Source organism: Paraglaciecola sp. MB-3u-78 (assembly GCF_002835935.1).
Lineage (GTDB): Bacteria > Pseudomonadota > Gammaproteobacteria > Enterobacterales > Alteromonadaceae > Paraglaciecola.
The window spans coordinates 286,195-299,205 of sequence record NZ_PJCF01000004.1; the positions used below are offsets into that span (position 1 = coordinate 286,195).

General features: G+C 40.9%; 10 protein-coding genes and 1 pseudogene. 6 read left to right on the forward strand and 5 right to left on the reverse strand.

The annotated features are described in order from the left end of the window. Positions 1-53: 53 nt before the first annotated feature. Both rho and CXF95_RS08130 read right to left on the reverse strand, forming a co-directional pair. Complete coding sequence (gene rho, locus CXF95_RS08125) at positions 54-1,013, reverse strand: transcription termination factor Rho (protein WP_101198219.1); 960 nt, start codon at positions 1,011-1,013, stop codon at positions 54-56. Between the two features lie 343 nt (positions 1,014-1,356). Further along, on the reverse strand, positions 1,357-1,896 hold the full coding sequence (locus tag CXF95_RS08130; RefSeq protein ID WP_101198220.1) for a DsrE family protein: 540 nt from the start codon (positions 1,894-1,896) through the stop codon (positions 1,357-1,359). Between the two features lie 692 nt (positions 1,897-2,588). On the opposite strand from CXF95_RS08130, the gene CXF95_RS08140 reads away from it, so the two are divergent. Both CXF95_RS08140 and CXF95_RS08145 read left to right on the forward strand, forming a co-directional pair. Continuing rightward, positions 2,589-3,767, forward strand: coding sequence for a monodechloroaminopyrrolnitrin synthase PrnB family protein (locus CXF95_RS08140; RefSeq protein ID WP_101198222.1), 1,179 nt, complete (start codon positions 2,589-2,591; stop codon positions 3,765-3,767). Next, entirely contained in the window at positions 3,764-4,900 is a 1,137-nt protein-coding gene (locus CXF95_RS08145; RefSeq protein WP_101198223.1) for an aminotransferase class V-fold PLP-dependent enzyme, read from the forward strand. The genes CXF95_RS08140 and CXF95_RS08145 overlap by 4 nt, the downstream gene beginning before the upstream one ends. Before the next feature lie 28 nt (positions 4,901-4,928). Here CXF95_RS08145 and CXF95_RS08150 read toward each other — a convergent pair whose 3' ends face one another. After that, positions 4,929-5,447: a hypothetical protein gene (locus CXF95_RS08150; protein ID WP_101198224.1), complete on the reverse strand. Its 519-nt coding sequence runs from the start codon at positions 5,445-5,447 to the stop codon at positions 4,929-4,931. Positions 5,448-5,562: 115 nt separating this feature from the next. Here CXF95_RS08150 and CXF95_RS08155 point away from each other — a divergent pair, with 115 nt between their 5' ends. The 3 genes from CXF95_RS08155 to CXF95_RS08165 all read left to right on the forward strand — a co-directional run bounded on the left by CXF95_RS08155 (position 5,563) and on the right by CXF95_RS08165 (position 9,540). Then, positions 5,563-7,032, forward strand: coding sequence for a DUF3336 domain-containing protein (locus CXF95_RS08155; RefSeq protein WP_101198225.1), 1,470 nt, complete (start codon positions 5,563-5,565; stop codon positions 7,030-7,032). Positions 7,033-7,053: 21 nt separating this feature from the next. After that, positions 7,054-7,926, forward strand: a complete 873-nt coding sequence (locus CXF95_RS08160; RefSeq protein WP_101198226.1) for an SMP-30/gluconolactonase/LRE family protein — start codon at positions 7,054-7,056, stop codon at positions 7,924-7,926. A 345-nt stretch (positions 7,927-8,271) separates the two neighbouring features. After that, a complete protein-coding gene (locus tag CXF95_RS08165) occupies positions 8,272-9,540 on the forward strand; it encodes a serine hydrolase (protein WP_101198227.1) in 1,269 nt (422 codons plus the stop codon). Positions 9,541-9,803: 263 nt separating this feature from the next. Here CXF95_RS08165 and CXF95_RS08170 read toward each other — a convergent pair whose 3' ends face one another. Then, positions 9,804-11,093, reverse strand: a complete 1,290-nt coding sequence (locus tag CXF95_RS08170) for an O-acetylhomoserine aminocarboxypropyltransferase/cysteine synthase family protein (RefSeq protein WP_101198228.1) — start codon at positions 11,091-11,093, stop codon at positions 9,804-9,806. A 151-nt stretch (positions 11,094-11,244) separates the two neighbouring features. Continuing rightward, complete coding sequence (locus CXF95_RS08175; RefSeq protein ID WP_369809305.1) at positions 11,245-11,970, reverse strand: tRNA-uridine aminocarboxypropyltransferase; 726 nt, start codon at positions 11,968-11,970, stop codon at positions 11,245-11,247. Between the two features lie 276 nt (positions 11,971-12,246). On the opposite strand from CXF95_RS08175, the pseudogene tnpA reads away from it, so the two are divergent. Beyond that, positions 12,247-12,678: pseudogene (gene tnpA, locus CXF95_RS08180) on the forward strand (IS200/IS605 family transposase). Positions 12,679-13,011 lie beyond the last annotated feature (333 nt).

Sequence of the window (13,011 nt, forward strand, 5' to 3'; positions counted from 1 at the left end):
TCAAATAATTCTCAGTATTTGATCAAATAACGAAGGGTAGGGATATTAGATTCTTACACTTTTGGCATAAAACAGTTTAATAGCTCTGCATTTGTAGGATATTTTTCAAGTAACTCAGCCAATTTCCTGGCGCCTTCTAAAGGTTTAAGGTGGGAAAGCGCCCTACGTAAAACGATTACTTTGTCGAGATCTTTGGGGTTTAAAAGTAGTTCTTCACGGCGCGTACTACTTTTAGCAATATCAAGTGCGGGAAAAATCCTCTGATCTGCAATCTTACGTGATAAAACGATTTCCATGTTCCCAGTGCCTTTGAATTCCTCAAATATCACCTGATCCATCTGGCTTCCAGTATCAACCAGTATGGTCGCTAAAATAGTGAGGGAGCCACCATTTTCGATTTTTCTAGCGGAGCCAAACAGTTTTCTTGGTACTTCTAAGGCTCTAGAGTCAAGCCCGCCGGACATTGTGCGACCGCTGCTCTTTCTACTTGCATTATGAACTCGAGAGAGCCTCGTAAGAGAATCGATGACAATCATAACGTCATGACCTTCTCCAGCTTGCTTGCGAGCGGAGTTAAGCAGTTGATTCGCTACGCGCACATGTTGCTCATAGCTTGAATCAGTAGATGAGGCATGAACTTCAGCTGGCACACTGCGCTTAAAATCAGTGACTTCTTCTGGGCGTTCATCAATAAGTAAGGCATAAAGCTTTATTTCGGGATAGGCTTTTCCTACCGACTGACAAATATGCTTTAAAATGGTGGTTTTTCCGCAGCCCGGTGGAGCAACAATTAAACCTCGTTGCCCCATTCCTATCGGCGTGATCAAATCCATCGCTCGGGTAGTGAATTCTTCAGAGCCTAATTCTAGTTGAATGCATTGAGTTGGGTTGACGGCTACGCCATTTAAAAAACGTTTTTGCGGGTCACCGTGTGTTAAGTCCTTGACCACTTCATCAACTTGTTTAGGTTCTTCATTTTTTTTTACTTTCAAAGATAATATTTTTCTTGTCATGATATCGCTTTATAACTTTATAGAATTTGGTGTTTTTGACGTGCTTGAGTCAATTATCATAGGTGTCTATTTAATTGTTTTTAACAACAAGTAACCTATTAACAGGACTCAAATGGACACTTCTGTGAGGTAAGTTCACTAGTGTACCTTTTTGCGGCGCAGCAACATAAAGCTTTGTTTTGCTTTTTTGAGTTTGCCTGATGTTGGGTGTTCAGTTTAAAAAAAAATTAACAATACGTCCATTATAAATATTTTCACAGGGCTATATCAATTTGATTCAATTACCTTGGCTGTAGGTGTGATTTCTAATATGTACCACTTAGTATAGGATCTAAAGCTGTCGCTAAAATGGATTTTGACTATAACCCTGTGAAGCTAAAATTGCGTGGGCCGTCATGGCTGATAACGCCATATTAACACCTTCAACCATATCTTGGTTAGCCATCTGATGATAGGCCGCAGATTGGCCACACTGAATTAGCTCAACATTATATTTCAATAAGGTTGAAATCAATTCAATATTTGGGTTTTCTTTACCATATTTAGCTAGGTACACTTTGCTATTTAGCATTTCGTTACTGGCACTGCCGTGCACCACTATGGCTAAGTGAATATTTTTTGTGGGTATGCCATTGGCTACATGCATATTCAAAAATCGTGCGACGCTGTCAAAACCACGATTAACAGCCCCATCTTTGCCAGCTTGACTGACATCAAACACCACTTTAAGCAGGGCATCTTTCTCAAGCTGCATATCTTGTTGCACTGGTGTATGTTTGCCATAGCCAAAAATAACCGGACCGTCTGTAAATTCAGCTGCTATGCTTTTGCCCCATGCACTGCTAAGCAGCATGATTAATGTCACTATTGTTAAAAATTTCATTTTCACTCCTTTTTTTATGTAATATTAAGTCACTGTTCCTGATACTTATTTGGCTAAATCTGCCTCGCGACTGCCATTAAATGGCACATACTAAGGGCTGCAAAAGCACAGCCTTTAACATAATTATAAAATTGATGACGTAAACTTGAACTAGGCATAGTTGAGGTCTCGAAATGGATATTGTTGCAGTCTATCGTACTTAAGTCCCTTATTTCTTTAGAATTATCAATCCACTCATTATCAATCTTGTAACATGTCTGTAAATATTTGATTGAATTGTAATGAGAGTCTGAGGCATTTTTTTTATCGATATTGAAAATTTGGAAATAGGAATAGGTAGCTACCTACAATCCCATACATTTGACTTTTTAACACTAACACTAAACCTAAAGACTGAGGCTTTGTTTTAAGTTTTCCAAATCAAGGAATGTTGAATCATGGAGGACATCTGCTGTATGTGGCTTATGTATCATACTCATATCCATTGAATGTCTACTTATCGGTAAATCATCCTTAATGAAAATAAGATTTAAAAAAAGGGGCACGCCCTGATCTGTCATCACATAAGACCATGTTATGGTATTCATTCGGTTAACTTGCTTTATTTCATAATGGTTTGGCAACATATTTCTATATTCCCTAGGGGTGGTATGACTCGAATGGGAAACCAACATAATAATAATTAGGAAAACATGAAATTACTGACACCAAAAACACAAGCCTTTGATAGTTGGATCCGTAGCGATTTTGTGAAGCTTAATGATGAATTGGAAGCCCTGTATTTCCAACAAGAAGACAAGTCCAATGTTGAGGGTATAGGGGAGGACATCAAACAGAGCTTGGAGAGGGAAGGGCGAGATTTAATCAAAGAATTGTTGGCTGAGGGTAATACCGATCAAGGCTTCGATAGTGCTTTTGATTTATTAGGTAATGTGGGTCTGTATATGGCCGCCTGTCGTCGCCACGAAATTACTGAGCCTAGTCGAGAGACGACTTCACCGCTAATTGAAGCATCGGCTTTAGCCATGCATATTGGTGCCTCGATTGGGGTTACACCGCGTTTTGCTACTGCCCATTTAACCACACATAACAGCGCTCAAAATGGTATTTATAAGCGCTTCACCAGTTTAGACGATGAAAAGCTTTTTTTGGATTATAATACCCGGGGTATTTTGGCCTATAAAAGGGCTGCAGACGCGCTCTTAAAAATTCAACCGCTGGGGATATCTCATCCCATCAGCCATGATTTATTGGTGTCGTGTCAAAAGGCATTGCAAGAAGTGATCGATTCGAATGCTATATTGTTTGAACGTTTAGATGCGACACGCTTTTTCTATTGTGTGCGTCCCTACTATAAACCTTACCGTGTTGGCTCTCAGGTGTTTCGCGGCGCCAATGCAGGGGATTTTGCGGGTATCAATGTTATTGATTTGCTATTAGGTCTGTGTCCGGCAAATGATTCAAATTATTCTCAGCTGTTAGTGGATAAGTTTCTCTATATGATGCCTGAAGATCAAACCTTATTGCGAGACTGTATGCGCCGGGAAAGTCTTATGAACGATTTTCTCAATGCTAAAAACTGCGCCAATCAAGACTGGTATCAGGACAACTTAGGTCAATTCTTAACCGCCTGTCAGTTGCATGGTGAAACCGCCAATCAGCATCATGAGCAACTGGTTAATAAGTATATTACTCAGCCTGCCAGTGACTTAACTCAAACCCACTTAAATTCTGTGACGGCAAGTGGTCCTCCTCTTGCATCTCTGCTAAGTGGATTAGAAAAACTCAAAGATAAACGCATGGCAAATGAACGTAGCGACATTCTGACTCGCTTTAATGATATCAAGACTCTCAAGGCTAGCCTTAGATGACATTAGAATTATCGAGCAAGGATTATAAAGCAGATTTTTGTTTGCCTGAGCAAGGTTGTTATTTGTTGAGTCATTCGGTCGGTCGCCCGCTTAAGAGCGCACCTCAGGCTTTTCAGGATGCTTTTTTTAGCCCTTGGCAAAATTTGAGTACTGAGCCTTGGCAACAATGGCTTAGCAGTATTGAAACATTTCAGTCTGCTTTAGGGCATTTATTCAACCATGAGCCAGACAATTTTTGTCCTCAGGCAAATTTATCTAGCGCCTTGTGCAAGCTTCTTATGTCTCACCCTAGGCTAACCAAACCCTCTGCTAAGGTGTTGATGAGTGAACAAGATTTCCCCAGTATGGGGTTTGCATTACGCCATGCCTTACCTGAATGTGAGATTTTTTTTATTCCAAAAGACTTAGATACTACTTCTGTAGATGTGTGGCAAAGCCATTTAAGGGAAGACATAGATTTGGTATTTATCAGCCAAGTGTATTCAAACTCAGGGCAACAGGCGCCAGTAAAATCTATAGTCGATAGTGCGAAACACCAAGGTATTCTGACCCTTATAGATGTGGCGCAATCGGCGGGTCTCATTCCTTTAGATCTGACCGAAACAGTGCCCGATTTTATGATTGGGTCTTCGGTGAAATGGCTATGCTCAGGTCCAGGGGCTGCCTATTTATGGGTGCATCCGAGTCAGATAAAAAATTGCGAGCCAAGAGATGTAGGCTGGTTTTCCCATGACAATCCCTTTGAGTTTGACATACACAACTTTAACTACCATGAAGGTGCATTACGATTTTGGGGGGGCACGCCCTCAATCGCTTCCTTTATCTTAGCTGCCCACAGTATCGATTATGCTAACCAAATAACGCCAGGCTTGGCAAGACAGCATAATCTGCGTCTTTTAGCTCTATTGGATAAAGCGTTTGGGGCACAACTTGTGTCACCTAGGGCGGCCAATAAATGCAGTGGTACCGCAATATTACAGTTTGGTGATGGGCAAAACTCTGTTCTCAAAGCCTTAAAAGCCGCACATATAGGAGTCGATGTACGGAGCTTAGGGATACGTGTCTCGCCACATATCTATAATGATGAGGATGATATCGAGTATTTGATTGATGTGATAAATAAAGCCTGTTAATTCGAGGTGGGCCGCTATTTAATCTGCTCTAAGGAAAAAGCTGTACAATGCCACTTTTGCCATCCCAGTCACCTACTATCCAAATTTGTTCAAAGGGATGGGTAGAGGGAATTGATATACAATGTTGCAGAGCTAATATTTGATCTTTCCCCCAAGCAGGGTGAGCATTACGGATCACTAACCAAACCCGCTTGGTTTTATAGCGCTTAAAGGATTTATTAAACAGAATTCGGTTTAGAGCCGTTAACAGGCGCCCATGTGGCATAGTGTTTTTTTCCAATGCTTGAAGTTCTTGACGGGTCTGGTCACTTAGTTCTCGTTTCAATATTTGCATGGCCTCCTGCTCACTGCCATATAGATGAGCGACTTCCAAATCTAATCTGTCTCCCTCAAAACGACAAGACACATCAGGTTTGGCGGGGCGGTTATGCCAAAGGTGGCGTATTGGATTACCTGTATCGTGCTCATACCAGCGCATAAACAGTTTTGCCGCCTGATGCTCTAGCACTATCTTTTCATGTTCACTGTTATTCAGTTCAGACGCCACAGGATCCCCCTCATTTTTTCTTGTAGGTTTATATCAGCCATCTTGATGGTCCACAGCAATTTTTATGATTATAATGCATAAAGATATAATTTTATTATTGCGGTAATCTAACCTTATGCTTTCTTTCTCTTCTAGTTTTTCACTCTCCCGTTTGGAGCGCAAAATGCTCCGTGCCGACAGTTATGCTGATTGGAAAAATACTGCGCTTGAGCACGATTCAAAGTCTGGTTTCGAAGCATGGAAAGCCAAAGACGAGTCAAAGAGTTACGATTATGCCAATATTCGTTCCAGGATAGATGCACTTAAAGAGCACAGACGTCAAGCAGACAACATTGGACTATTATTTGCGCTGAATGAAGGGATACACGGAAATCAGGGAGGAATGGGGAAATCTGAACTCTATAAAATGGCTAAATTTGGTACAAAACATCTAATCGAAGAATACGTTGATGAAATAGTCGGTGCCTTAGAACATATATCCTCTATTCCAGAGTCAGGTGAGATCACCAAAGAAGACAAACTGGATTTTTTTGAACGTGCCAGCCACTGTTTTGGCCGTTCAGCTTTGATGTTGAGTGGTGCCGGTTCACTTGGACATTTTCATCGTGGTGTGATCAAAACGTTGTTTGAACATAACGTGTTGCCTACTGTGATTTCTGGCTCAAGCGCAGGGGCGGTTTCTGCAGCCATACTTGGAACTTATTCTGACGAAGAGTTACCTGCTGTTTTGCAAGGTGACAATGCACTGGATCCTCTACAAGAAAAGATTGATAAGCGTCCCAAAAGCCTTATACGCAAGCAAGTTGACCCTGCATCATTGAAAATATTGTTGGAGGCTCTCATCCCTGATATGACCTTCCAGGAAGCCTATGAAAAAACAGATCGAATGATCAGCATTACTATCGCACCAGCCGAAGAACACCAAACGTCAAGGTTAATGAATGCAATCACTTCACCTAATGTTTATGTGCGAACGGCGGTGATGGCTTCCTGTGCAGTACCTGGTGTATATGCACCTGTTATGTTGATGGCGAAAAATGTCTATGGTGAGGCCCAGCCCCATTTACCTGAGCGTCGTTGGGTAGATGGTGCCGTCACTGATGATTTACCAGCCAAAAGACTCGCCAGACTCTATGGGGTTAATCATTATATTGTCAGTCAGGCCAATCCATTAGCATTGGCTATTATCAAAGGCGAACAGTATTTGCCTGTGTCTGAAGGGGCAAAAAAGGTTTTACGATTATCCACCCATGAAATTTTAAAAAGTGGCGAAAAATTTAGCCGACGTTATTTACGTAAAATTCCGGATTTGGGTAAAACCATGAGTATGTTCTATTCGGTTATGGCTCAAGATTACAAAGGTGATGTGAATATTGTACCCAACTTTAATTTTGTGGATCCTCAAAAACTGCTGGGCCAACTCACCTCTACTGAAATCGATGAATTAGTTATTGAAGGTGAACGGTCAACTTGGCCTCAATTAGAACAAATTAAAATTAGTTCTAAAATTGGACATAAATTAGATGAAATACTGGATCACCATTCCAAGCATAATATCAAACGCTTTTACAAGAAACGCCGCTGAATTAAAAAGATAAGGATTCTAATGACACAATCAACCATATTAATCGACGGACTTTATTTTGGGGAAAGCCCACGTTGGCGTAATGACCGCCTCTGGTATAGCGATTTTTACGATAAAGCTGTTAAGTCCGTTGACCTGCAAGGCGAGGCGAGATTGGAATTGCAATTGGATGAGCAACCCTCGGGCTTAGGTTGGCTGCAAGATGGACGTTTACTCGTGGTATGTATGGAATCACTTGCGTTAAAGCGACTTGAAAAAAACGGTTTGGTTTTACACGCTGATTTATCTCAATACTCTAAGCATTTATGCAATGACATGGTAGTTGATAAGCAAGGTAATGCCTACGTTGGCAATTTTGGGTTTAACCTTGACGAAGAGATGCAAACACGTGGTGTAGAGTCAGTGATTGCTGATCACCCTAAAGCCAATATCGTGAAAGTGACACCACAAGGTGACGTAAGTGTCGCGACCGGCGGTATGAGTTTCCCCAATGGATCTGTTATTACAACCGATGGCAAAACGTTCATTGTCGCCGAAACCTTGGGGCTGTGTTTAACCGCCTTTGATATTGATGAAAATGGCTCTTTGAGTAATCGAAGAGAGTGGGCAGCTACCGGAGCACGAGTGCCCGATGGAATATGTATGAATGCCGATGGGAATATATGGGCAGCAAACGCAGTCAATAACGAGTGTGTTCTTTTTGCACAAGGCGGAGAGGTATTAGAAGTAGTGAATACCAGTCAAAATTGTTATGCCTGTATGTTAGGCGGGGAGGATGGTAAAACCTTATTTATGCTCACAGCGCAGAGCTCCCAAGCACAGATAGTGAGCGCAAAGAGAACCGGGAAAATTGAAATGACTAAAGTCGCATCGCCTAGAGCGGGTCGTCCTTAATTTTTTTGAGCTACTCAGAGTGATAGGGATAGGTTTTTTAGTGACGAATGTTGTTTTAAACTTATCTCTAACTGCAATTTTAGATCCCAGTTTTATGGAATGCTTGAATTAGGACCACTTTTAATTAATACACCCCTTACCCAATCCCAGCAAACATGGGATGTCATTTCTAATCACTCTGCTTGATTAGTCAGTGCTCATACCTAAGTTGAATAGAGCCGATACATCGTATAATGTTATTAAATTCAAACAGGCTTTATGCCACTAAAGCGCGCTGAAAATTAAGCCGTTTAATGATGATGGTTTTATAGTCTGACATGTGAAAATCAACTTGGATAAAATGCTATGCCATCAAAAATCATTCAGATGACTAAAAATAATAACATCATGAGTGTCGCTGTTTTTGCTTTACTGTTTTTTAGTTCTTCATTATTGGCTAAAGACTATAATTTCACCGCTGCTAAGAGTATTTTAAATGGATATGTAGAGACGAATAAAATTGCTGGAGGTGTCATTCTTGTCATGAAAGATGGCAAGGAAATTCTGCATGTCGCGGCGGGTAAGCAGAATATTGAAGCTAACAAAGAAATGAAAATAAATAGCCTGTTTCGTATTGCCTCTCAAACAAAAGCACTCACATCAGTCGGCGTCATGATCTTGAATGAACGGGGACTCATTAATTTTACAGACCCTGTTTCCAAGTATATTCCTTCCTTCAAAAAGACGAGTGTTTTAGTGATGAATCAAGACAAGTCTCTTTTTGAAGTACCTGCGGAACGCGAAATCACAATTCATGATCTTCTCACTCACTCTGCTGGCATCAGTTATGGATGGGGTGTAAATGAAGACAAGTGGAAGAAGATAGGATTACACGGTTGGTATTTTGCTGATAAAAATCAAACCATGAAACAAGCTTTAGCGCCAATAACAACATTACCTCAACATGCTCAACCTGGATCAGAGTTTGTTTATGGTCACAGTACAGATTTACTTGGTGTCATCATTGAGATTATATCAGGGCAAAGTTTAAAAATATTTTTTGAGACCGAAATTACAGGCCCATTAGGGATGATTGATACACATTTTTATATACCGCAAGGTAAATTAAATCGCCTGACTGCTGTTTATAACGCTACTGATAGTGATATAAAAAGAGCAAGGGATTCCGATACCGCTGATGATTTTATGCTTAGCCAAGGCCATTATGCTGATGGCCCCAAGCAAGCATACTCAGGTGGCGCCGGGCTAGTATCAACGGCTAGTGATTATGCAAAATTACTCTCAATGTTACTGAATCAAGGCTCTTTGAAGGGAACCAAAATACTATCGCCCTCTTCTGTAGCGCTGATGACAAGGGATCAAATACCTTACATTGATATGGATTGGAACGATGGTTTTGGCTATGGTTTTGCGCTAACAATAGGTAACGAAGGGGATTTAAAAGGCAAAACACTACAATATGAGTGGGGCGGTGCCTACAATTCAAAATATTATGTTCGACCTGAAGACGGAGTCATAGTCGTTTATCTTACGCAGTTAAAACCAACCAAGGGGCTTAAAGATTGGGAAGAAATAAACGCAGTGATTAAGATAGCGCTAGGGATAAAGCCGTAACTTATTCATTTCAACTCGGGTAAATAATCGCGATACTTATTACTTCATAGGTATCAAGAAGAGTTGATTTTTCAGAAAAATGCGGATCCCAGAACTGGCTTCAAAGTCACAACTTCTATGAACTAACTACTGAGCGGTCGTCAGAAATAAAAGTGGAAGGTGTATGGCTCGCTGGTGCACAAAAAATTTAACGGGTTAGATGATTTCTAGCAGAGGTATGCGGGGCGTTTCTAATGACATTCGCCCCGCTGGTTATATATTTCCTATTTCACAGCATCAAGTGCTTGGCTTACATCTGCAATGATGTCGTCAATATTTTCGATACCCACAGATATTCTGACGAGGTCTTCACTGACTCCCGCTTTAGCTAATTCTTCTGGATTGAGTTGCCTATGTGTAGTAGATGCGGGGTGACAAGCTAGGGATTTTGCATCGCCAATGTTTACCAGTCTCAAAATCATTTGTAAGGCATCGATAAACTGACCACCAGCGACCTTGCTTGAAGACTCAGCTGTGGTTTTTATACCAAAGCTTAAAATACCTGATGCTTTGCCATCAGTGATTTTTTGGCAAGTTGCTTGGTAAGGACTATCTGCTAATGCAGCATAGTTAACCCAGCTTACTTTTGGATGGTTAACCAAATATGCGGCTAGCTTTTCGGCATTTTCGCAATGGCGTTCCATACGTAGGCCTAATGTTTCAAGGCCCATTAAAATATTGAACGAGTTAGTCGGCGAAATAGCTGCGCCCGTGTTACGAAGTGGAGCAACACGACAGCGGCCAATATAAGCCGCTGCACCGAGTGCTTCAGTATAAACAACGCCGTGATAAGACGGGTCAGGTTGATTTAAAATAGGGAAACGTTCTTTGTTTGCTACCCAGTCAAACTTACCTGAGTCTACAATAATGCCACCAATAGAGGTGCCATGACCGCCAATGTATTTGGTTAATGAATGAATAACAATGGCAGCGCCATGTTCAAAGGGGCGACATAAAAAAGGTGTAGCTACGGTGTTATCAACAATTAAAGGTACACCATGTTTAGCGCCAATTTCTGCCAGCTTTTGTAAATCCACAACATTGCCAGCCGGGTTGCCAATTGATTCACAGAAAATCGCTTTGGTATTTTCATCAATGGCTGCTTCGAAGGCTCCATAATCGTCACCGGGGATCATGCGTGCTTCTATACCTTGATTCGGTAGTGCATGAGCAAATAAATTGTAAGTCCCGCCATATAGCTGACTGGTACTGATAATATTGTCACCTACTGTGCAAATACATTGAATAGCGTAAGTGATAGCAGCCATTCCAGATGCAACGGCTAAAGCGGCTATACCGCCTTCCATCGCAGCAATTCTTTCTTCAAGCACTGCTGTTGTTGGGTTCATGATCCGCGTGTAGATATTTCCTGGTACTTTTAGGTCAAACAAATCTGCGCCATGCTGGGTGTTGTCAAAGGTATATGACGTAGTTTGGTAAATAGGTACAGCTGCGGCTTTAGTGGTTTCTTCTGAGGTGTAACCATGGTGTAAAGCTAAGGATTCTAGTTTCATGTTGAGCGTGTTCCGTTATGAGTCGAATTTTTAATACATCAACCATAGCTCTTAGTCTCTGATGAGTTCAAACAGAAGTGTTTAAATTTTTGTGCTTATTTGGAATAAGGTATGCGCCAAATCATAAAGTGGGTTGGAACATCAAACAGAGCTAAATAAGGGTCAAGTGCGCTTTACCTGCAATATAAGCTTTTTTGAATTGGTGAAAGTACTCCCCAAGGGCTTCTGCAGCATGGTTATCGTCTGCCATATTTAACACCTCAATGGCTACTTCTGCGGTACACAGTTGATGCACATGTGCGGCTTCACGTAGTTGATAAGACGATGCTTTTTCAGGTTGGATACCCAAAACAGGCAAGGTAGCAAACGATGGGCTTTTAAACATTTTACTCGCTTCACGCCAGGTACCGTCTAACATCACAAATAGTGGCGTTTTACCTTGTTGTATATCGACTAAATCTTTGGGTGAGTCTATACATCTTTCTGCTGCGGCATATTGCTGAGGAAATACCAATATCGGGGCGTACTTTGGATTTTGTAGTAACGCGATTAATGCGGGATCGGGGGCGACTCTGTCCCATCTAAATGCATAGTTGTCGGCTATGACATCTGCAATAAGTTTACCGGTATTGGTGGGTTTGTAATATTCATTTTTATACATCACCAAACAAAAAGCACTGTGACTGAAAATCGATGGACGCTGTGCACAAATACATTTTTTTTCTGGGATTAAACACTCTTCGCAGCGTTTAACTTTATAACCTCTAGCCCTAAATTTTTTAGTCGATAGTGCTAGCTGCTGTTTGCGCAAAATATGTACTGTATTGATATGTGCCAAAAAAATCCCGTGAACAAATAGCGGTTTATGTAATATCATCGCTTTTTTTAGACATTTTAAATAGTTAAAGTATGAAACTTCAGGTTGATAACGATATTCACATCTAGCTTTTAGTGCCCGCATTTGCCGAGCGTTTATATGACCTGTAAGTGGATCATGCGGTGTACTCAATGTTAGCCAGTGAATATCAGACTAGCGAGCTTAATTAATAAAAGGTAAACCCCCGGCTCTGCCGAGGAGACTCGCATAGGTTTTACCGTTACCGTGGTGCAGGTATCTTTCGTATCTCGACCAAAAGAACGAAGGAAAAAACCTATTCGAAATTATAAAAGTTTGGCCCATACAAGGTGGGATTGTAAATACCATATCGTCTTTATTCCCAAGAAAAGGCGAAAGATTATATTTGGAACGTTAAGAAAATATCTGGGAGAAATATTTCACGAATTGGCGCAGCAAAAAGGAGTAGTGATAGAAGAGGGGCACTTAATGAAGGATCACGTCCATATGTGTTTGAGCATACCTCCAAAGTTAGCGGTTTAAAATGTAGTAGGTTACCTGAAAGTAAAAAGTGCAATATCAATAGCTCGAAATTTTAAAGGTAAACAAAAGAATTTCGCAGGGGAAGCCTTTTGGGCTAGAGGGTATTTTGTATCTACAGTAGGACTTGACGAAGAAATGGTTAGGGAATATATCCGAAATCAAGAAAAGAATGACGTTGACAGAGAGCAGCTAAAATTCGGTATTTAACGCGCCTTTGGCGCTTACTTTAGCCTTTTTAGGGCGTCATCTAATAAGCCCCCGGCTCTGCCGGTGGTACTTTAACTCTAGTGGGGAGTATCTATTACTTTATCTACGGCACATGCACTTTGCAAAACGAGTCAACAAATATGCTCGTTAGGTCAATTTTGTTGAGTGCTTTAAAATAAAGCGTACTTTTAAATACCGCCTAATTTTCTTACGCATTAACTTGTACAAATAATCCACTAAATTACTTAAATACCAACAAAATCAATGCCTGTTGCATAGATCAAGTATGTGTACTAATCTTCCTGTACTCGAATAAATCGAGGGAATTAAATG

Bases quoted from the DNA above. Each gene is read 5' to 3' on its own strand.
- CXF95_RS08175 (WP_369809305.1), bottom strand. From the start codon at position 11,970: ATGATATTACATAAACCGCTATTTGTTCACGGGATTTTTTTGGCACAT.
- CXF95_RS08155 (WP_101198225.1), top strand. From the start codon at position 5,563: ATGCTTTCTTTCTCTTCTAGTTTTTCACTCTCCCGTTTGGAGCGCAAA.
- CXF95_RS08170 (WP_101198228.1), bottom strand. From the start codon at position 11,093: ATGAAACTAGAATCCTTAGCTTTACACCATGGTTACACCTCAGAAGAA.
- CXF95_RS08145 (WP_101198223.1), top strand. From the start codon at position 3,764: ATGACATTAGAATTATCGAGCAAGGATTATAAAGCAGATTTTTGTTTG.
- CXF95_RS08165 (WP_101198227.1), top strand. From the start codon at position 8,272: ATGCCATCAAAAATCATTCAGATGACTAAAAATAATAACATCATGAGT.
- CXF95_RS08130 (WP_101198220.1), bottom strand. From the start codon at position 1,896: ATGAAATTTTTAACAATAGTGACATTAATCATGCTGCTTAGCAGTGCA.
- rho (WP_101198219.1), bottom strand. From the start codon at position 1,013: ATGACAAGAAAAATATTATCTTTGAAAGTAAAAAAAAATGAAGAACCT.
- CXF95_RS08160 (WP_101198226.1), top strand. From the start codon at position 7,054: ATGACACAATCAACCATATTAATCGACGGACTTTATTTTGGGGAAAGC.
- CXF95_RS08140 (WP_101198222.1), top strand. From the start codon at position 2,589: ATGAAATTACTGACACCAAAAACACAAGCCTTTGATAGTTGGATCCGT.